Source organism: Streptococcus sp. 'group B' (genome assembly GCF_002073795.1).
Taxonomy (GTDB): domain Bacteria; phylum Bacillota; class Bacilli; order Lactobacillales; family Streptococcaceae; genus Streptococcus; species Streptococcus agalactiae.
Genome location: NZ_CP020432.1, coordinates 142,361 through 162,485 on the forward strand (window position 1 = coordinate 142,361; position 20,125 = coordinate 162,485).

Annotated in this window: 27 protein-coding genes; 4 read left to right on the top strand and 23 right to left on the bottom strand. The window is 36.5% G+C overall.

The window, feature by feature from the left end:
* Positions 1-314 precede the first annotated feature (314 nt).
* The 17 genes from A6J68_RS00740 to A6J68_RS00810 all read right to left on the bottom strand — a co-directional run bounded on the left by A6J68_RS00740 (position 315) and on the right by A6J68_RS00810 (position 9,045).
* Positions 315-803 carry a hypothetical protein gene (locus tag A6J68_RS00740; protein ID WP_000891800.1) on the bottom strand — a complete coding sequence of 163 codons (489 nt, stop codon included), beginning with the start codon at positions 801-803 and terminating at the stop codon, positions 315-317.
* 73 nt (positions 804-876) lie between these two features.
* Positions 877-1,434, bottom strand: a complete 558-nt coding sequence (locus A6J68_RS00745; protein WP_017644960.1) for a hypothetical protein — start codon at positions 1,432-1,434, stop codon at positions 877-879.
* Between the two features lies 1 nt (position 1,435).
* Positions 1,436-1,609, bottom strand: a complete 174-nt coding sequence (locus A6J68_RS11445; RefSeq protein ID WP_001873750.1) for a hypothetical protein — start codon at positions 1,607-1,609, stop codon at positions 1,436-1,438.
* Positions 1,610-1,614: 5 nt separating this feature from the next.
* The gene (locus A6J68_RS00750; RefSeq protein ID WP_000694574.1) at positions 1,615-1,788 is read right to left on the bottom strand and encodes a hypothetical protein; all 174 of its coding nucleotides are present in this window, start codon (positions 1,786-1,788) and stop codon (positions 1,615-1,617) included.
* A 284-nt stretch (positions 1,789-2,072) separates the two neighbouring features.
* Positions 2,073-3,710 (bottom strand): DNA primase family protein, encoded by a 1,638-nt coding sequence (locus A6J68_RS00755; RefSeq protein ID WP_017644961.1) that lies wholly within the window; start codon positions 3,708-3,710, stop codon positions 2,073-2,075.
* Positions 3,711-3,729: 19 nt separating this feature from the next.
* A complete protein-coding gene (locus tag A6J68_RS00760) occupies positions 3,730-4,587 on the bottom strand; it encodes a primase alpha helix C-terminal domain-containing protein (protein ID WP_017644962.1) in 858 nt (285 codons plus the stop codon).
* A complete protein-coding gene (locus A6J68_RS00765; protein ID WP_001100458.1) occupies positions 4,588-4,860 on the bottom strand; it encodes a hypothetical protein in 273 nt (90 codons plus the stop codon).
* A 2-nt stretch (positions 4,861-4,862) separates the two neighbouring features.
* Positions 4,863-5,192 (bottom strand): hypothetical protein, encoded by a 330-nt coding sequence (locus A6J68_RS00770; RefSeq protein WP_000174502.1) that lies wholly within the window; start codon positions 5,190-5,192, stop codon positions 4,863-4,865.
* 11 nt (positions 5,193-5,203) lie between these two features.
* The gene (locus A6J68_RS00775) at positions 5,204-5,401 is read right to left on the bottom strand and encodes a hypothetical protein (RefSeq protein WP_017644963.1); all 198 of its coding nucleotides are present in this window, start codon (positions 5,399-5,401) and stop codon (positions 5,204-5,206) included.
* Positions 5,382-5,522 (bottom strand): hypothetical protein, encoded by a 141-nt coding sequence (locus A6J68_RS11450; protein WP_017644964.1) that lies wholly within the window; start codon positions 5,520-5,522, stop codon positions 5,382-5,384. Before A6J68_RS11450 ends, A6J68_RS00775 begins: the two co-directional genes overlap by 20 nt.
* Complete coding sequence (locus A6J68_RS00780; protein ID WP_017644965.1) at positions 5,519-5,851, bottom strand: hypothetical protein; 333 nt, start codon at positions 5,849-5,851, stop codon at positions 5,519-5,521. Before A6J68_RS00780 ends, A6J68_RS11450 begins: the two co-directional genes overlap by 4 nt.
* Positions 5,852-6,105: 254 nt before the next feature.
* A complete protein-coding gene (locus A6J68_RS00785; RefSeq protein WP_000648623.1) occupies positions 6,106-6,348 on the bottom strand; it encodes a hypothetical protein in 243 nt (80 codons plus the stop codon).
* 26 nt (positions 6,349-6,374) lie between these two features.
* On the bottom strand, positions 6,375-6,998 hold the full coding sequence (locus A6J68_RS00790) for a phage repressor protein (RefSeq protein ID WP_017644966.1): 624 nt from the start codon (positions 6,996-6,998) through the stop codon (positions 6,375-6,377).
* Positions 6,999-7,007: 9 nt separating this feature from the next.
* Positions 7,008-7,760, bottom strand: a complete 753-nt coding sequence (locus tag A6J68_RS00795) for a BRO family protein (RefSeq protein ID WP_017644967.1) — start codon at positions 7,758-7,760, stop codon at positions 7,008-7,010.
* Positions 7,761-7,785: 25 nt separating this feature from the next.
* Positions 7,786-8,403: a Rha family transcriptional regulator gene (locus A6J68_RS00800; protein WP_017644968.1), complete on the bottom strand. Its 618-nt coding sequence runs from the start codon at positions 8,401-8,403 to the stop codon at positions 7,786-7,788.
* Positions 8,404-8,419: 16 nt separating this feature from the next.
* Positions 8,420-8,827, bottom strand: coding sequence for a hypothetical protein (locus tag A6J68_RS00805; protein ID WP_017644969.1), 408 nt, complete (start codon positions 8,825-8,827; stop codon positions 8,420-8,422).
* Between the two features lie 14 nt (positions 8,828-8,841).
* The gene (locus A6J68_RS00810; RefSeq protein WP_003066809.1) at positions 8,842-9,045 is read right to left on the bottom strand and encodes a helix-turn-helix transcriptional regulator; all 204 of its coding nucleotides are present in this window, start codon (positions 9,043-9,045) and stop codon (positions 8,842-8,844) included.
* 197 nt (positions 9,046-9,242) lie between these two features.
* Here A6J68_RS00810 and A6J68_RS00815 point away from each other — a divergent pair, with 197 nt between their 5' ends.
* From A6J68_RS00815 to A6J68_RS00825, 4 genes are all read left to right on the top strand, one after another.
* Positions 9,243-9,806, top strand: a complete 564-nt coding sequence (locus A6J68_RS00815) for a helix-turn-helix domain-containing protein (RefSeq protein ID WP_017644970.1) — start codon at positions 9,243-9,245, stop codon at positions 9,804-9,806.
* Between the two features lie 353 nt (positions 9,807-10,159).
* On the top strand, positions 10,160-10,321 hold the full coding sequence (locus A6J68_RS11455) for a hypothetical protein (RefSeq protein ID WP_017644971.1): 162 nt from the start codon (positions 10,160-10,162) through the stop codon (positions 10,319-10,321).
* A gap of 261 nt (positions 10,322-10,582) precedes the next feature.
* On the top strand, positions 10,583-11,437 hold the full coding sequence (dinD, locus tag A6J68_RS00820; protein WP_017646039.1) for a DNA damage-inducible protein D: 855 nt from the start codon (positions 10,583-10,585) through the stop codon (positions 11,435-11,437).
* Between the two features lie 246 nt (positions 11,438-11,683).
* Positions 11,684-12,850, top strand: coding sequence for a tyrosine-type recombinase/integrase (locus A6J68_RS00825; protein WP_025195365.1), 1,167 nt, complete (start codon positions 11,684-11,686; stop codon positions 12,848-12,850).
* Positions 12,851-12,956: 106 nt separating this feature from the next.
* Here A6J68_RS00825 and rpsD read toward each other — a convergent pair whose 3' ends face one another.
* From rpsD to mnmG, 6 genes are all read right to left on the bottom strand, one after another.
* Positions 12,957-13,568, bottom strand: a complete 612-nt coding sequence (gene rpsD / locus A6J68_RS00830; RefSeq protein ID WP_000092759.1) for a 30S ribosomal protein S4 — start codon at positions 13,566-13,568, stop codon at positions 12,957-12,959.
* Positions 13,569-13,897: 329 nt separating this feature from the next.
* Positions 13,898-14,185: a Veg family protein gene (locus A6J68_RS00835; protein ID WP_001278152.1), complete on the bottom strand. Its 288-nt coding sequence runs from the start codon at positions 14,183-14,185 to the stop codon at positions 13,898-13,900.
* 11 nt (positions 14,186-14,196) lie between these two features.
* The gene (gene dnaB, locus A6J68_RS00840; RefSeq protein ID WP_000230635.1) at positions 14,197-15,552 is read right to left on the bottom strand and encodes a replicative DNA helicase; all 1,356 of its coding nucleotides are present in this window, start codon (positions 15,550-15,552) and stop codon (positions 14,197-14,199) included.
* A 42-nt stretch (positions 15,553-15,594) separates the two neighbouring features.
* Positions 15,595-16,047: a 50S ribosomal protein L9 gene (gene rplI / locus A6J68_RS00845; protein WP_000864242.1), complete on the bottom strand. Its 453-nt coding sequence runs from the start codon at positions 16,045-16,047 to the stop codon at positions 15,595-15,597.
* 5 nt (positions 16,048-16,052) lie between these two features.
* Positions 16,053-18,035, bottom strand: coding sequence for a DHH family phosphoesterase (locus A6J68_RS00850; RefSeq protein WP_000819773.1), 1,983 nt, complete (start codon positions 18,033-18,035; stop codon positions 16,053-16,055).
* 66 nt (positions 18,036-18,101) lie between these two features.
* Positions 18,102-20,003, bottom strand: a complete 1,902-nt coding sequence (gene mnmG, locus A6J68_RS00855) for a tRNA uridine-5-carboxymethylaminomethyl(34) synthesis enzyme MnmG (RefSeq protein ID WP_000149487.1) — start codon at positions 20,001-20,003, stop codon at positions 18,102-18,104.
* Between the last annotated feature and the right edge of the window lie 122 nt (positions 20,004-20,125).

Consider the following 20,125-nt stretch of genomic DNA (forward strand, 5'->3'; position numbering starts at 1 on the left):
TTTTGTAAACTAGATATTTTTTGTAGTACTTCGCTTTTGGCTTCTAAAATCGTTTCTAAGCGCTTTTTAAAGTTGGTAATATAAAATATCAACTTGTCAGATAGAAGTTCTAAAACCATGTTTTATTTTAGTCTGATAAAGTCATTCTTTGTGGTAGGGTACTTAGCTTAAATTAGATATAAAATCCTTTAGAATCAAGCTTTTAATTTTTATCAAAAATTTCAAAAAGGGAATTTTTTGCACGGAAAAGGGCGGCGTTCTCAAAAACATGAACGACATAGCCCCGTTAAAAAAAGAGTGGGTGTGTTTCCGTATTATAACCAGTGACTGTCTCCCTTATCCATATAATAATGAAATCTCCTCCAGTGATGTAAATATTTTGCCAATCTCATGTACTTTGGACGTTTAGGAAAGTCATCACGACTATAATATCCATGAATGTGTCTTGCTTCTGGATTTACTTTCAAACACTCTTTAAAGGCTAATCGCCAGTAGTAGCAACAGTCTGTCTTGCTTCGATTGAGTGTGGCTTGATGAACTTTCTGACAAGAACCACAGGCAAAGGCATGAGAAGCCTTAAATAATTTCCGACAACGTCTCTCACATTTAGGACACAAGAAGAAGTAGCGTTTACCACCATAAGTTCCTGGTATCGTTTCAAGTAATAAGTTTTGATGGTTATAATGAATAACCAGATTATCTAGGTCTATGCGAATAGGTTGGTTATCCATTGTTCCTGTAATCTTTGTCTTGTCATATTTCTTCATCGGTTTAATAATACTCTCAATAGATAGTTCTAACATTCTTTCTCCTTAAAACTCAAACAACCCAAAACTATTGATAAAACGACAAAAAGAGGGAAATCCCTCTGATTGTTTATTTAACGAGTAACTGACCTTCAACAACCATATCATACAAATGGTTAAAGGCTTGACTGATAGTTTCAAGGATAGCTCCTAAATCGTCTTGGCTCATCTCCTGATAATTCATAGAGAGATGTTCAGCTAGTTGGTCATGGTCTGAGATGAAAGCCATGAGTGTGTCTTGTTCATTAGCTTCCTCTTGAGTAATCTCAAATAAAGGAACCACGCGCTGATCATCAAGTTCTTCAACTTCCTTAATTAATTCATTTTCCTGAGCCATGTCATCAAGTTCTTCATCCGTCATATCCTCAGGTTGGTTGTAATAGTCCTTGAAACTGTCACAGATACGCTTGAAGACCTTGCTTAACTTTCTATCTTCAGCATATTTTAAGACTAACTGATTAGCATGACCACCTTGGTCATCATTGTGATAAGTTGCGTCAATCACTGGTTGCTCATAAGTACCAGTCATGTAACCTAAGATAGCATGACAAGCTACCTGAGCGGTGTCAAAGTCTTTAAAAGTGTAGTGGAATGTGAATGTTTTTGGTGTGTCTGAAAATGTTCTCATGTTATTTCTCCTTTGTGATTGCTATAATGTCTGATAAATTGATAATGGCAGAAGGACACGCTACCCAGTTTGGTTGTTGGCCAGATAAAAGATATTTGACCAACTCATTATAAAGGGTGCGGTCTCCTTGTATGGTGATGGTGTTACCACCTCGTGTGTGTAATTGTAGTTTCATATCAGTTACCTGTACAAGACCAATAAAGAAGTTGTGGTACTCATGTCTTCATAATTGCCATAAGTTGCTTCTGAAAACTTGATGTCTATCACAGATACCGATAAGGTAAATTGATTGACCCGATATTCAAAATCATCTAGTGATTCTTTGTGTTTTTGATAAAATAGTTTGATTTTCATTATATAACCTCCGATTTATCACGTTTATCACACTAGCTTTTTTAAACGTGATAAATTTTAAGTCAGTAGTATCAAGGGTTTAACTCTTATTTATCACATTTATCACGTTTTATACATTAAAAATAAAATCTATATATAAGATATTCAAGGACTACTTCCTATATACCTATATATGGGAAATTTTGTTTTTTTCGTGTTAAACGTGATAAATGTGTCAACCCCTTGGTATGACTGGACTCATTTGTATCACGTTTAATTTTCGTTTGTGATAAACGTGATAAATTTTATTTTTTTCTCCTCTTTTTATACTCTGGCCAATGATTGTAGTACCCTCTTTCATTTTTGGGCTTTTTCTGTTTTTCTGGCGATGTTCTCCCGTTAGAATAGGCTAAGCTAGCATAGGGTGGTAGATCTTCTTTAGGGTAAAAACCTTTATGGAGTTGTTGACCTGATGGTATAATTTTCATACCTGTTTCAAAACCCTCTGGAAGATTGTTTTTAATCTCTTTGTGTAGGCCTCTTTCTGATTTGGTCTGTTTGATGTCATAATACTCTAAGAAACCTTTCCAAACATGATAGACAAAGCTATTAGGTATAAACTCGCTTGTCAGTTCATCAGTAAAAAACTTAGAAATAAAGTCAATAACGGGGTTCATTTCTTTGTGATGTTCTTCTAGTATTTCAATAGACTTCCTAGGGTTAATGTCAGCGATTGGCGTTTCAATCGCCAATTTAACCAAGTATTCCAGAACTTCCTTGCGGTTAATGTAGCTCTCTTTTATGGCTTTATTGGGCTTGTCTTTGAATATTTTAGTAAAGGGTAAAATTCTAAAGCGCCTATCAATGGCTGACTTATCCCCGTTCATTCTTGGCAAACCATTAGAAGATTGTACTACGGTCATGTTCAGGCGTATGCTATAGGGGCGTTTTCCCTTGTCCTCTATGGTCATGATGTCGCCTGTTGCTAAACTAAACATATCTGACGTATCTTTGATAACAGCGTCTTTCTGTACATCATCACCGATAACTAGAGATTTTCCTAATAAGATAGAAGTTGAAAAGCGACTGTTTGATAATCCTGTAATTTTTAAACTAGCCACATTCTCCATACCTATCAGATTGATTAGTAGCTGTTGAAACGTTCCTTTCCCTGTTCCACCCTCACCATATAGCCAAAAGATTTTCTGCAATGATTGCCCTGTGATACTAGCTTTAATAATTTGGATAGCAAGGTTATAGAGTTCCTCGTCATGGTCAAAAAGTTCTTTTAGCCATGTTGTAGGCTTCCAGCCTTTTAAATTTGGTTCTTTTGCATTTGGATTATAACCTGTTTTTATTTTTCGTGTAACTATTATCTCTGGCGTTATTTCTTCGAATAAGCCTGTTTCAGCATTGTAAAGTTGTTTGCCAATAACCGTATACTTTCCTTGAATTTCTTTCATTTGGCTTTGTCTGGCAATTTTATAAAGGGTGTCAAAAGCCTGTTTTTCCGTTGCGTTTGGGAAAATTGTAGAAATAAGGTCTTGTAAAAGTTCGTTATCCTCTAACCAGATACCAAAATCAGGGTTATAGTAGTACAGAGGGGCTTTCTGTCCTTGCGCTTCTGGTTTAATCCTGATAAAGTGGATATATTGTTTCAGCATGATAGCAACCCCTAGCGGTGTTTTAGGCAACGCTTTTTCGCTTGCTTCTTGTCCTTTTTGGTGGGCTAGTTCTTTATGCTGTACCTCGGTCAATCTGCCCGCTTTTACATTCTCAAGTTGTTCGCTGTCTGCCATGACCTCATCATAAGCTATCTGATAGGCTTCTTCTTTAATACTCTGACATTCCTTAATAAGTTGCCCCCTAACGCTTTTGAAAGTCTTGAAATACTTATCTTCACTTTCACGCGCCTCTAAGATTTCACTTTCAAGGCTTTTCAAATCTTCTTTTTCTATGGCTCTATCCTCTCTTTCTAAATTCTGCTCTTGCTATACTGGTAAAAGTGCGGTCTAACTCCTCAATCGGTAATGGGTTATCTGTCACACCGTTAGCTATCTTTGTCAACTCGTAAGCTGTTTCTATATCACAATCAACCCACTTATTAAAGAGTAGCCCGACAAAGCGCGTGAGTGCCACGTTACGCCCTCCCTCGTCTCCAAAGCCGTTGAAAAGCGTGTCAATAATTCTCATGGTCATTGACCTCTGGCCACTTGCTATAGGCTTGTAACGCTCAGTAGTTTCTTGCTTCGCTCTTGGTTCAACCTTTGGTACTGGATAATCTAGACCATGCTCTACGATTTTTTGATACTCTGCTCGGTCTCCTGTTGTTATTGGTAGCCCTTGGAGCTGTGACCAAGTAAGGCTGGCCATATCAAAGGGTAGCCCAATCTTATCAGCAATTTCTTTCACTACCTGCTTATAGGATTCTTCGTTCATGATGCAACTGGGCTTCACTACAAGCCGATAACGGGGGTTTTCTGCCGTGTGTTTGATTGTGGGATAAATGATATAAGAATAGCCAAAAAGTGCGTCAGAAACGATTTTAGGTAGGTCTATGCCTGTGTTAATCTCGTCATAGTCAAGAAAAATTAAATCACGATATACCAGACTGGTATTATTACGCTTATAGCTACCGTTTTTCTCTGCTGTGACTTTGCCACTCAGGCAGTAGGGGGCTTGTGTTCGCTTGTATTCTTCAATATCAATATCCTCAGGCGGTTTCAAAGGTCTAAACTGAGCAATATAGTCAAATGGTTCTAAAGGTCCTTTGTAGGGGTACAAATAAGAGCTAAAGCCTCTTGCTTCATAAATAGCCATCTACACATTTACCCCCAAAAAAATAAGAATATCACTGACTTTATAGTAATGCTTCCTCGTATCTTCTAGTGGTGGTTGGTATCGTCTTAGACCAGCTTTTTCCCACCGTTTTAGAGTTTTGCCTTTGATATTTAATTCCTCTTTGACCTGTTCAGCCGTTATCAACCCTAAAACTCTTGGTTTAGGTTTCTGGTAGGCTTCCAAAAAGCGATTAAACGCGGTCAGGTTTTGTTCTAAGAGTTTGGCTTCATAATCTTGACTAAATACGTTCATGCCTAACCTCCTTTGAGTAATTTCTTATAGCTGGTTAAATCGGCATTCAATAACACACTTAGGCGTTCTTGTTCCTTTTGTACTTGGTTGTAAAAGGCTTTAGCACCGTCTAGCAATTCTTCTTTATTAGCTGGAATAAAGTAACCACGATTGAATCCGTGTCTAATGCCGATAATAGGGACGTTATAGCGCGTGATTAAGCTACTGATGATACTTTGGACGGAGCGTTCTTCAAGTTTCAGTATTAAGCCAATCTCTGCTCCTGTAATGGGGTTGTCTGCCCCCACCTTAATCAGATTAAGAACACGTCTATAATTTTCTGGTAGTGTCATTCAGTTCCTCCCTAATTGTAATAATGGTTCTGTGATTGAATATAAGCCCCATAGTTTGCGTTCTGACGTGGTTTAGGTGTTTGGCGATCTTCTGGTAAGTCAATCTCTATTAATGGCTTAGAAAGGCTAAGGAGAAGCCCTAAGAGACCTAAAACAAAGAATAGAATAAGCGTCTGTGTTGGTGTGAGATTAAGTTCTTGAATTGCCATATTTAATAATTAATCCTTTTATTTCTTCTCTTGTCATGTTGGGAAAGTTATCTTTTTCCTCGTCAGTCATACGCTCTAAAATATAGTTAGCGATTTCATTTAATTCTTCAATACTCCTCATGCGGATACCTCACTTAAATGAGTTTCAAGTTCCCCAGTGTCTTTCTCTGAACAAGGTAAACCGTTAACGGCTCTAAAGACAATCTCTGTGGTTCGTTGATAGTCTAAAGCTTCCCATGCTTCTTCAAAGCTGGTGGCACTTTTTCTGAATTTAATGACGTATTCTGTCATAACGTTAGCAATAATCACCCAAGCAATATGTTGGTTATATAGTCGAGTGAAATATGCTTCAGCTTTATCTTTGCTGAGTTGGCGATTTTTGAACATTTCTAGCTGTTCAGGAGTGTATCTATCTTTTGAAAAAGGATTTGTTTCTGCTCTATATTTCATTATGTCTTTTCTCGCTTAATTTTATTTTCTGTGTAGTATTCTTATTGATTGCTTGTTTCTTGTACTAGATTCGTGCTAGTTTTAAAGGATAGTAGTCAAAATATCCTAGATATGGTATAATCTAGCTATCAAATCTTTTACTAAAACCCCTTTAATAATAGCTTGCCTGCTTTATTATTTGAGTTTAGTTATACTAGTTAAAGGCTGTGCTGATTGGTCTCGGTAAGCCTTTTTTTGTTGCTCTTGATTATTGATTAATAATTGCCTTGTTCAATGTCATTCAAACGCTTTTGCTCTGCTTTGCGATTATAGATTAGCACTTTGTCATCAAGCATGAGCGATACGCCTTCCAATACGTTGAAAATTTCCTGTGTGATTGCTTCAAACTGTTCGCGATCTGCATTTGGTACTTTGTCAGCGTAACCCTGTGCTAGCTCAGCTAAATCAACACCTTCATCAATCCATTTCTTCAACTCTTTGTAAGTTGTTGCTTTCATAATCATTTCTCCTTTATCCACGCGCATCACTGCGCTTTTTTTATTGTGTTTTGGTTATAGATAGCTTCAGATACGCTAAAATTTAAGCCGTATTTTTCTTTAACCTTGATTAGTTCAACCGTTTCATCAAGGATAGGCTCACGGTCTCGCAACATGTTTTCTGTCATCTCGTTTTTACTAACCATCTTAGGATAACCATATAGGTCAGAAACGGCTTTGTTTGCGATAGTGTTTGCTTTGATAAGGTCTTTCTTAGTTGCATTTTGTAAGCCATCGACAAGCCTATTCATAGCTTTCTTTTGATGTTCTTTATCAAACATTCTAAATACTTGGAAGCCCTCTAGCCCTGTGCTTTGGCGTAGTTGTTTGATAATCTCAAATACCCATAATTTAAAGGTTTTGGCTTCCTTCTTACGGCTTGAGAAGATAGTTTCATAAATGCCAAACTCATTAACGATTAACATTTCTTGTTGACGCCCTAAACTGTCTGCGACGTGGTTGTTTGAAACAACCTCATCTCCCAAACGTTGTTTAATAAATTTTGGATTCAGATCTAGTGCTTTAGCAATATCAGCTAGCACCGCCCACCATTCACCTTGGTGCTCTACAAATCGGATAGTATATCCGTTCCATGTTTCTGTTTTGTTCATAGATTGCTCCTACAAGCTGATCAGCTTCACTAGTTGCTGAACTCGGTCAATCCCATTTGAAATATCAGTTAGATTATCCATATCAACTAAATCAGCTAGCTTATTTCGTATATAAGTTAGGTCACTTATACCTGGTAGTTTTTGGGTGCTTGGTTGAGCTAGTTCTTGCACCAATTCGCCTTGCATGTAATAGCCATTCAAGCGGATTTCTTTTAGAATGTTTTTGACTGCTTTTCTAAACTCTTTGGCTTTTGGTTTGCGTGATTGGAAAAGCACTTCATATAGACCAAATTCAGTTAACATATTTACTTCACGTTTTTGACCTGCCCTAGATATTACATAGGTCAGCTTTTCATCTTCATCAATCCTTTTTAATAAGTCCGTTGTATTTTGCACTTCAATCATTTCAGCAACTTCAACGGCAATAAAAAGCGGGTTATCTTTATTGCCATAAATTTCAAACGACTTATCCCCAAATTGTCGGCTAGCGATAACGTCAGCGGTTGGTTTCTTGTTCATTTCCTTTGACCAATTGAAAAAGTCTTCAAATGGGTTCTTTGTATTTTGTATTGTCATAGTTTCTTTTACCTCTCTATATAGCTTGTTCAGTTTGCTTCTACTAACTTGGTTAGGTTTGTGTTTACCCTGCCACCATTTACCAACTGTTCGGGGGTCTATTCCGATACGTTGCCCAATTTCTACCAAGTTCAAGTTATAGGAAGTTCTTAGCTCATCTATGACTTTGCTATAATTCCTTTTCATACTTGCCTGCCTTTCTTTGTTGCTCTCACGCGCATTGTAGCGTGTTTTTTAATGCCATTGTCTTAATATCTTGATAGGTAAAATTAAGATTGATAAGAGCGATTGCCATATCTTCCAAAGCTTGGTATCTCACTAGCTCCTTACTAGTTAGGCTATCAATGCCTGTCAGACCTCCACGTTGAGCCACTAGCTGGCGTTTATTCAATCCGCTGGCACCTTTAAGCAATAGGTTTGTAACCGTGCTGTGCGCGTGTTTAGGGGCTTGCTCCCAGTTCTCTATACTGTCATGTAAGGTTTTACGTTTCGGCTTTTCTAGAGCCCTCTGATAGCGAAACTCTGCCACCTCGTCACGCATTTCAAAGAAGGCTTTGACTAGATTTTCTTTGAATGTTGCTACCTGGTCCGTATTCTTCAAGAACGTGATCAGCAAGGTTGCTTGTTGCTCATTCAGAATATAGATTTTAGACTGCTGTCCGCTTTCCATAGCTTGGATATTAAATCCAACCTTTCCCAAACGCTCAAAACGTTCAAGGTTCTTTCTGATGGTGCGTGTAATTGTGTGGTGCTGTACTTCAGCACATTCAGCGATTATCTCGCTTGTGGTGTACGGCTCTTTCTTGCCGTCTAAATAAACTAGATTCATTTGTGACCTGCCTTTCTTACTCGTAAACTTCTGATAGCTCTTTAAAAACAGCGTCAGGGATTGCCCGCATTGCTTTTTGTTGCAGTTCCATTGCTTTGTTGCGGTCGCTCGCTTTGGCAGTGCTTTTTTCGATAATTTCAGAAGTTGCGAGAACTTGCCGAAAAAGTAAGTCTAATTTGAGTCTATGCCCTTCTGTAATTTCTACTTGTTGGGCTTTTTTATTTCTCAAAAATTCAAAATCTATCAGCTCATCATCTTCTAACTTATAGTCAATAGCCTTTCGATACCGCCAACCCGAAAGTCGCTGCTTAATGTCTGCAAGCGTCCACGTTGGCAAAGCTTCGGCGATAAGAGCCAAAGTGATAACTCCGTTATCTTCATAGAGCTTATAGAGTGTTTCTTGGGTAAATGGTTGTTTTGCCATTGGTTTGCTCCTTTCTAGTCTTGATAAAATAGTTCATCAATGGTGATGTCTGGTTTAATTTCAGCAACCATTGACTTAATCGCTAGGCGCTCTTTGTCATTGAAGGGCGTTTTCTTCGTCTCTTTGTTATTGTAAGACTGCAAAGAGATATTCAGCTTGTCTGCCATTGCTTGCTGTGTTAGCCCAAGCATGACACGATAGCCTTTTAATTTGCTCATTCTGTTCTCCTTTCTAGATGAATAGATTGAAAAAGTGAAAGGTGTTAGGGGGGTATTTTGATATAGTTTTCTATACCTTGATTTTGATTATATATAGTTTTCTATTCTTTGTCAACGATTTTTTTGAAAAAAATATAGTTTTCTTTGCTTTTTGTTAAAATCACGGTTATAATTGTTTTTGAAAGGTGTGATATTTTATGAATAGGTTGAAAGAATTACGAAAAGAAAAAGGACTAACTCAAGCAGAGCTAGCACATGGAATAGGTACAACAAAATTAACTGTTTCAAATTGGGAAAATGAAAAGCATGTCATCAAATCAGACAAAGCTCAAGCCCTCGCTGATTTCTTCGGGGTTAGTGTTGGGTATCTGTTGGGGTATAGTGATTTCAAAGTACCCGAAGATTTTCTAAATAGTCGTGAAATAGTGCATCATGAAGAAGTAGGAGATATTATTGAACTAAGAGCCGACCCTATAGAACTTTTAACTTTTAATACTATTGGAGAAAAGAGGGGAGACGATTTTTACAATGCTCTTATCAATATAGCTAACATTGAAAATAAGAAATTCGGGCTAGGTGCCTACAATTCAAAAGAAGAAGCTCGTAGAGATATAAATCACTTAATCAACAATATTTCTACTTTGCCTGAAGATTTTCGGGATTTGTTAGTATATTGGACCATGGGGACTGACAACCAAAGAAAACTCATTATGGATTTAAGTAGGGAATTTGCTAACAGCAATAATAGTATAGACAACTAACCCACGCGCCAACATTTTCCAGCATTCCGAAATGCGACCATGTGTTCGTGGTTGGGAGTAGTAACCTTCTATTCTCTAAGTTCGCTCGAAGTTCAGCATTATGCGCGTGGAACAAATTTAGCTACCTTACAGTTACCACTCAATAACGACCTGTTAAATTTTCATGTCTAAATGCCAATTTTATTATCTTTACCTACGCGCAAACTCCTTGATACGCCTTTTATTTTCTTTAATTACAAGACCCTCAAAACTTAGCAAAAATTGGAGTATAATCTGAACTTTTCTGAACTTTTGTCGGCGGTAATTAATAAGCTATCTGCGCGTGGTTGTATTTCAATAAAAGGAGATTTTCTATGAACATAAACAAAAAACAAGTATTCTTGATACTGTGTGGTATTGCTATTTCAGTGACAGGCATTGATATGCTTCTATCTGGTGAGTATATAAGAGGAATTATCAAGTTGATTTTAGCTTTTGGAATTTTTGTCATATTTAGCAAGGATAGAGATGAATAACCCATAGTTTCTATTTTAAGGCCGAAAACGCCCACTCTGGTGTGTTAAAACAGACATGAAATACTCTAGCAGTATAAAACTATACCCCACTGCTTTAAGTCTAAAAATGAGCTACCAGAGTAGAAAAAACGACCTATAACTAAAAACTATTATCTTATCTGTTAAGCAGTTGCATAAAATATCATAAAAATATACATAAAATTATTTTTAGTCATTTTTAACTCACCGTACCTTGACCGTTAGAACATAGAAAGGAAAAGCATGAACGAATTACAACATTATGACGAATTAGCTTTCGAAAATATTAAACACATAGATGAAAACGGTGTAGAGTTTTGGTATGCCCGTGAATTACAAACTGTTTTAGAGTATGCTAAATGGGACAATTTTTTAAACGTTATTGAGCGGGCTAAAATAGCTTGTGAAAACACTGGAAACCCCATCGCTATGAATTTTCCCGAGGTCAGCAAAATTGTACAGCTCCCTCTAGGAGATAGGGAGATTAAAGATTATAAACTATCTCGCTATGCCTGCTATTTGATTGTCCAAAATGGTGACCCTAGAAAAGAAGTCATTGCACTGGGTCAATCATATTTTGCTATTAAAACCCGTCAGCAAGAACTAGCTGATAATTTCAACAAACTCGATGAAGAGCACAAACGTTTAGCGATTCGCCAAGAGATGAAGGAACATAATAAATCCTTAGCTGAAGCTGCTAAAATGTCGGGTGTCACTAACTACGGCAAGTTTCAAAACTTTGGATATAAAGGCCTTTATGGTGGAATGTCTATGCAAGATATTCATGATAGAAAAGAACTGGAAAAAGGGCAAAGTATTCTTGATTATATGGGTAGCGCTGAATTGGCCGCTAACTTATTCCGTGCTACTCAAACCGATGAAGTGTTAAGAAATCGGCAGATACACGATGAAAATCTAGCTAACGATACACACTTTAACGTAGGTAGAACAATCAGAAAAACAATGCAGAAACTAGGCACAACTATGCCCGAAAATCTCCCTACACCTCAAGAGAGTATCCAAGATTTGAAAAAGAAACATAAACAACTAGATAAACAACCAGACGATAATCAACTTTCACTTTTTGATGATATGTAAAAAATAGGCATAATATCCTCGTATAGCTATTTCAACTCTCAATCATATAAATTTATCAACTTACCCCAAAAAAACAAAAAAGACTTCACAAGTTTTTACGCTCGCAAGGCCTTAAAAGTCTAATATTATATCACAATTTTCTATTTGTAATATTTCGGATATTTACCCGATACCATTATTATACCATGATATAAACCTAAAATCCCTTTAATAATAGCTTGCCTGCTGATGGAAAGGTTTATGATCATGAAAATAACTGAAGTAAAAAAGAAAGATGGTACGGTAATTTATCGTGCCAGTATTTATCTTGGTACTGATAAAGTAACAGGTAAAAAAGTAACTACTAAAATAACAGGACGAACTAAGAAAGAAGTTAGAGAAAAAGCTAAGTACGAAGCTGTCGAGTTTATAAAAAATGGTTCTACTCGCTTCAAAGCTACTTCCGTAACAAGTTATCAGGAACTTGCAACCTTATGGTGGGATAGTTACAAACATACCGTAAAATACAATACTCAGCTAGCTACTGAAAAGCTGTTAACCGTTCATGTCATACCAATTTTTGGAGCATATAAGCTTGATAAGTTAACGACACCACTTATACAGTCTATCATTAATAAACTAGCTGATAAAACTAATAAAGGAGAAAGAAAAGCTTACCTCCATTATGACAGAATACACGCGCTGAATAAACGTATACTACAGTATGGCGTTATCATGCAAGCTATACCATTCAACCCTGCGCGTGAGGTCATTCTCCCTCGCAACACTAAGAAAGCTAACACTAAAAGAGTAAAGCATTTCGAAAATGATGAACTAAGAACATTTTTCAACTACTTAAACAATCTAGATAAAAGTAAATACAGATACTTCTATGAAGTCACACTTTATAAGTTTTTATTAGCTACAGGTTGTCGCATTAATGAAGCGTTAGCACTAAACTGGTCAGATATCGACTTGGATAATGCCGTTGTTCATGTCACAAAAACGCTAAATTACAAGCAAGAAATTAATAGTCCAAAGTCAAAGTCAAGCTATCGTGATATTGACATAGATAGTCGAACAGTTACAATGCTTAAGCAGTATAGACGACGACAGATTCAAGAAGCATGGAAGTTAGGGCGTTCAGAAACAGTGGTATTTTCTGATTTTATCCATAAGTACCCAAACAATAGAACCTTACAAACTCGATTAAGAACACATTTTAAAAGAGCAAATGTATCGAATATAGGCTTCCATGGTTTTCGTCACACTCACGCTAGTTTATTGCTGAACACAGGCATCCCCTACAAAGAACTCCAATATAGATTAGGGCACTCTACTCTATCTATGACTATGGATATTTATAGCCATTTATCAAAAGAGAATGCAAAAAAAGCTGTCTCATTCTTTGAAACAGCAATTAACTCAATATAGTAAAAAATCAAAAGTTAGCAAAAAAGTAAGCAAACCCAGAAATCAATGTTTTAAGATAAGACAAAAAGCCCACTGTTGTAGGCTTTCTGTAAGATATATCTTAAAATTAAAGCATTTTGTTGTAGAATTCAACGACAAGTGCTTCATTGATTTCTGGGTTAATTTCATCGCGTTCTGGAAGGCGAGTCAATGAACCTTCAAGTTTTTCAGCATCAAATGATACGAAAGCTGGACGTCCTAAAGTAGCTTCAACAGCTTCAAGGATTGCAGGTACTTTCATTGATTTTTCACGAACTGAAATAACTTGTCCTGGAGTAACGCGGTATGATGGGATATCAACACGTTTACCATCAACAAGGATATGACCATGGTTAACAAATTGACGAGCTTGGCGACGAGTTGTTGCAAGTCCTAAACGATAAACAACGTTATCAAGACGACGCTCTAAAAGAACCATAAAGTTGAAACCAAGAGTTCCTTCTTTTGCTTTAGTAGCTTGTACGAACAAGTTACGGAATTGTTTTTCACCAAGTCCGTATGAAAAACGAAGTTTTTGTTTCTCAGCTAACTGCAAGCCATATTCTGAAAGCTTGCTACGGTTATTAGGACCGTGTTGACCAGGTACGTAGTTACGACGTGCCAATTCTTTACCTGTGCCTGTAAGTGATAAACCAAGGCGACGTGATTGTTTCCATGATGGACCAGTATAACGTGACATCTAAATGTCCTCCTCTAAAATAATTGAGGAAATAACGATTTAAAAAATCCTGATTCGTGCAGGGGATTTTCGCCTAAACAGCAAAGGGTACTAGATTAGTTAACCACCTGTTGACGAGCTTCATATTTTTCTGCTGTTATTTCACACAAGCTATATTATATCATGAAAATAATATTGAATCAAGTTTTTATGTCTCTTAAACCTTAAATACAAATAGACATCTAATAAGTATTTCCAATTATAATAAGAAAGATTCTTAATTCTAACCACCAATAGAGAATTAGTAAATTTTTTTATAGAAACAAAAAACCTCAGTCGAGGTTTTCATACTATTCTGCTGACTCGTCATCAAAATAACGAATTAAAGTTTTCTCAGTTAAAATATCTGAATAAGTGTAAGACTCTACATAAGTATTATCAATTGCTCCTGGTACAGCTGCAGTATCCTTATACTCTACGATAAACAAAGATGGGTAAACTTCAATTAGGCGCCCAATTTTATTTTTTTCCCTCTTACGACCATTTTCGAGAGTAAGTTCGACCATCTGTCCCTCATGTGACTTGATATCTTCTTTTATTTTTTTCATTTTTGCAACATCTGCAAATGCATCACTCATATTAACATCTCCTATTCTTCAAATTGAGCTATACTAGAAAATTTATTATATTCCTTTTGAAACATTAATTTTACTGTCCCACGCGCACCAGCACGGTTCTTTTCTAAAATAACCTCAACAGTATTATCTTCTACAATTTCCTCTGCTTCTTCGCCCTCTCTACGATAATAATCATCTCGATATAAGAAAGCAACAATGTCAGCATCTTGTTCAATCGATCCAGATTCACGAATATCAGATAAGACCGGTCGTTTATCCTGCCTTTGCTCAACCCCACGAGAGAGCTGGCTTAATGCGATAACAGGAACCTTTAATTCTTTAGCTAAAATCTTCAACTGCCTTGAAATTTCAGAAACTTCTTGCTGACGATTTTCTGGTCTAGTTCCTGAAATTAATTGGAGGTAGTCAATGACGATTAAACCTAAACCATCATCAACTTCTTGAGATAACTTCCTAGAGCGTGCTCTAATTTCTGTAATTTTAATCCCGGGCGTATCATCAATATAAATTGGCGCATCCGCCAAAGCTCCTTGAGCAATCGTTACATTATTCCAATCTTGATCCGTCAACTGACCAGTTCGTAAACTATGAGAATCAACCATTCCCTCTGCTGCCAACATACGGTCAACTAAACTCTCAGCCCCCATTTCAAGTGAAAAAATAGCTACAGGTCTATTTTGTTTAGTTCCAACATTTTGAGCAATATTTAAAACAAAGGCTGTTTTACCTACTGCAGGACGAGCCGCTAAGATGATTAATTGATCTGGATGTAAACCTGTAGTAATCCTGTCTAAATCTCTAAATCCAGTTGGTAAACCTGTGACATCTGAGGTTTGCTGTGAACGTAATTCTAAGTTTTCGTAATTAACTTTTAAAACATCAGATATCTTTCTAAACCCGCTACGATTACTGTGTTCGTTAATATCAACTAAAGCCTTCTCAGCGGTGGCAATAATTTCATCAGAATCATTTCCTTCATAGGCCATGTTGACAGTATCTGTCAACTTAGAAATGATATCTCGCAACATGGCTTTCTCAGAAACTATTTTGGCATAAAACTCCGCATTAGCACTTGTTGGAACACTATTAACTAATTCAACAATATAGCCCAACCCACCAATGTTTTGAAGATCACCTTGGTCATCTAAAATATTTCTAACAGTAGCAGCATCAATTGCATCATTTCTATCAGCTAAGGTAATCATCGCTCTGAAGATAACTTTGTGTGAATATTTATAAAAATCATCTGGACTTATAAATTCTCTCACCATAATCAGTTTCTCTGGTGAGATAAAGATAGATCCTAGAACGGCCTGTTCTGCCAACAGGTCTTGAGGTTGTACTCTTAGCTCAGATACTTCTACCAAACTTCATTCCTCCTGACTTGTCAACCTTTATCATCTCTCAGTTTACGCTTCTTTGATATCAAGCTTAATCTGTGAAGAAACCTGTTTATGTAATTTTACTGGTACTTCAACCTTACCAATCGCTCTAATAGTATGATCTAAATCAATATGACGTTTGTCAATTTTAATGCCGTATTGTTTTTGTAACTCTTCAGCAATCTTTTTGGCTGTGATAGAACCAAACGTACGACCATCTGGACCTACCTTTTCAATAAATTGCACTCGGGTAGTTTCGGATTCTAATTGTGTTTTCAGCTCCTTTGCCTGTGCTAAAATTTCTGCTTGTGCTTTTTCTTCGGACTTTTGTTTTCCTTTTAATTCACCGATAGCTTGTGTCGTTGCTTCTTTAGCTAGATTCTTTTTTAATAAGAAGTTTTGAGCATAACCAGTAGGTACTTCCTTAACCTCACCTTTTTTTCCTTTCCCCTTAACATCTTGTAAAAAAATAACTTTCATCTCAATTAATCCCTTCTATTTTCGACTGTACTATTTTCTCTTAAATCTTCGTCAATTATTTCCAGTAACATACGTCTAACTTGCTTTACAGACTTGTCTTGTATTTGACAAGCAGCAAAACTAAAATGTCCGCCACCACCAAGTTTTTCCATAATACGCTGGACATTGATATTATTTCTACTGCGCGCTGAAATACCAATATTTGAACTGTTTTTAGTAATAACAAAAGTAGCCTCAATACCTGCCATTGTCAACATGGTGTCAGCTGCTTTACTAGCTATAACATGCGAGTAAACTTTATGTTCTTCTCCGGTAGCAACAATGATGTTATCATAAATACGCTCACCTTTTAAAATCAATTCATTAATTAAACGATATTCATCAAAATCTGTAGCTGATATTTTTTGAATAGCCATACTATTACTACCTAAACCGCGTAAATAGCTTGCCACATCAAAAGTTCTACTCGTTACATTAGATGCAAAATTTCTTGTATCAAGCATGATACCAGCCATTAAAATACTTGCTTGACTGCGGCTTAATTTATCTTTAGCTTGTTGAAATTGAATCAATTCTGTAACTAATTCGCTGGCACTACTTGCGCCACTTTCTATAAATGAAAGAACAGCATTTTTTGGAAAATCTTCATCTCTTCTATGATGATCTACCACAATAACATCTGCAAACTTGTTAAAGAATTCCTTAGATAAGGTTAAAGCTGTTTTAGAATGGTCTACCATGACTAATAAAGAATTTTGAGTAATTAATTCAAAAGCTCTCTCAACACTTACGAGACGTGTTTCGCCGTCTTCTTGCAAGTAATCAATTGCTCTTTCAACATCAGAATTCATGTCATTTGGGTCATAAACTACATAACTGGCATTAACAATATTACTAGCAAAAAATTGCATCCCTACAGATGCACCTAGTGCATCCATGTCCAATTTCCTGTGTCCCACAATAAAGACACTATCAACTACTTTCAAACGGTCAGAAATAGCAGTCATCATAGCTCTGGTACGTGTTCGTGAACGTTTAATAGTTGAAACAGCACCACCACCAAAGTAAAGTGCTTTTTTACTACTATCATTTTCACGTACTACTATTTGATCTCCTCCGCGAACGAGTGCTGTATTAAGATTTTCTAAAGCAATTTGCCCAATTTGATTATGGTTACCATCACCATAAGAAATTCCCATACTTAATGTTAATGATAAATGGTTTTCCTGAGCGCGTTTTCGAAACTCATTTAAAATATCAAATTTATCTTTTATCAATGTATTTAAAACGCTATAGTCGGTAAAAATATAGTATCGATCCATATTGACACGACGATAAAAAATATTTTTAGACTGTGTAAAATCAGAAATAAAACTAGTCACGAAGGCGTTAATCTTTGACATATCAGCCTCTAACATAGTATCCATAATATCATCGTAGTTATCAATGGAAATAATACCAATAACTGGACGTAGCATTGAACTATCATAGTTTCTTCTATTCCCCATGAAATTATCGAAGAAATAGAAAACACCCGTCTCTGTATCCAAATAAGCTGAATATTTGTTATCACCGTATTCAAATGATTGCCCAGCCGTTCCATTACGTCTACTAGTAATGATATCTTTAACAGTAGCAGACTGAAAATGACCATTATCCCCAGTAAAAATCAATTCTGCATAAGGGTTAAACCACTCAATATCATTTGTTTCAAGATCAAATTGTATAACACCAACTGGCATTTGTTCAAGAAGACTCTTAAGAGAAACTTCTGTTTGATCATTAAGTAATTCAATTTGTTCAACTTCAGATAGTTCATAAGTTATCTTTTGGTAATATAATAAGGCAACAACAAAAGATAAAGCAACAAAAATAGCCAATAATAGAGCCGTATAGGATTGAAATAACCTAACACAAATAGCTAATAGTCCAAATAAAATCAGGCCTATTAAAACTAAATGGACGGTTGCAAAACGAAATCTTTTCATTAAATAACCTCTTAAGACCTAATTATAACACAAAACGCCCCTGATAAACAGGGGCGAACACTATTATCAATTGATATTTTTACGACCTTTTTGTCTTCCTTCAAGGTAAACCATTAAAATACTAATATCGGCTGGATTAACTCCTGAAATACGACTAGCCTGACCTAGCGTTTCTGGGTTAATTTTTTTGAATTTTTGTCTAGCTTCTGTTGCGATAGAATCAATGTCGTCCCAGTCAATATGAGGGGGAATACGTTTTTCTTCCATTCGTTTCATTTTTGCAACTTGATCTAAAGCCTTTTTAATATAGCCTTCGTATTTAATTTCAGTTTCCAAAAGTTCAATAACCTTACTGTCTAATGGCTCATCAGCACAACCAACAAAATCCGTTGCTACTGCATATGTGATTTGTGGGCGGCGCATAAATTCTTTGGCAGTTAAAGCATCTGTCAAAGGTTTAAAGCCCAATTCTTGAATCCGTTTATTTGTCTCAGAAACTGGCTTTAACTTTATAGAGTCTAAACGTTCTAATTCATTTTCAAATTGCATTTGACGCTTTTTAAATATCGCATAACGCTCTTCATCTACTAGGCCAATCTCATAACCGATTTCTGTTAAACGCATATCTGCATTATCATGACGAAGAATCAGACGATATTCTGCGCGACTTGTCAACAGACGATATGGTTCTAGAGTCCCTTTGGTAACTAAATCATCAATCATGACACCAATGTAAGCATCACTTCGTTTTAAAATAAGTTCTGGCTTCCCTTGAACTTTAAGAGCAGCGTTGATCCCAGCAACCAACCCTTGACCAGCAGCTTCTTCATAACCTGAAGTACCATTAGTCTGTCCTGCAGTAAACAAACCAGCAATTACTTTTGTTTCGAGTGTTGCTCTTAATTGATGAGGCAATACAATATCATACTCAATAGCATAGCCTGTACGCATCATTTCAGCATTTTCAAGCCCTTTTATAGAACGTAATAAATCAACTTGAACATCCTCAGGAAGACTCGTTGATAGCCCTTGAACATAAACTTCTTCAGTGTATCTACCTTCTGGTTCTAAGAAGAGTTGGTGGCGCTCTTTATCAGCAAAACGCACAATTTTATCTTCAATTGACGGACAATATCTAGGACCAACTCCCTTAACGATTCCAGAAAACATAGGAGCACGGTGTAGATTTTGATTGATGATGTCATGACTCAAAGTATTCGTATAGGTCAACCAGCACGGTACCTGGTCAGTAATATAATCTTCATCCCTAGACATAAATGAAAAATGATTTGGTTGCTCATCCCCAGGTTGTATCTCTGTCTTTTCATAATTAATAGAGGAGGCTTTTACACGAGGAGGTGTTCCAGTTTTGAAACGACCAATTTCTAATCCTAGGTCTCTTAAATTATCTGCCAATGTCACAGAAGCTAAACTATTATTAGGGCCCGAGGAGTACTTAAGATCACCTAATATAATCTCTCCTCGAAGAGCAGTACCTGTTGTTATAACAACAGATTTTGCTGAAAATTTCTGATTAGTTGCTGTACGAACCCCCACAACCTTTCCATCTTCAACAAGTATTTCGTCAATCATAGCTTGTCTTAAGGTAAGATTTTCTTGCTTTTCTACAGTTTGCTTCATTGTTTGTGCATAGAGGGCTTTATCAGCTTGTGCTCTTAAGGCACGGACAGCAGGCCCCTTACCTGTATTAAGCATTTTCATTTGTATATAGGTTTTATCAATGTTTTTACCCATTTCACCACCTAAAGCGTCAATCTCTCTGACAACGATACCTTTAGCAGAGCCACCTATAGAAGGATTACAAGGCATAAATGCTAACATTTCTAAGTTGATAGTGGCTAGAAGTGTCTTACATCCCATACGACTAGCAGCTAGACTAGCTTCCACACCTGCATGACCCGCTCCAACAACGATAATATCATAGTTTTCTGCAAAATTATGTGTCATTTTATTCCTTTCCAATTTCAAAGTCTAATTCATTAAAACACAAAAATAGCCAAAACTCTCGAAAATTGTACGTCAAAAAGACTTACAAATTCCATGAGCTTTGACCATCATAGTTATTGTTA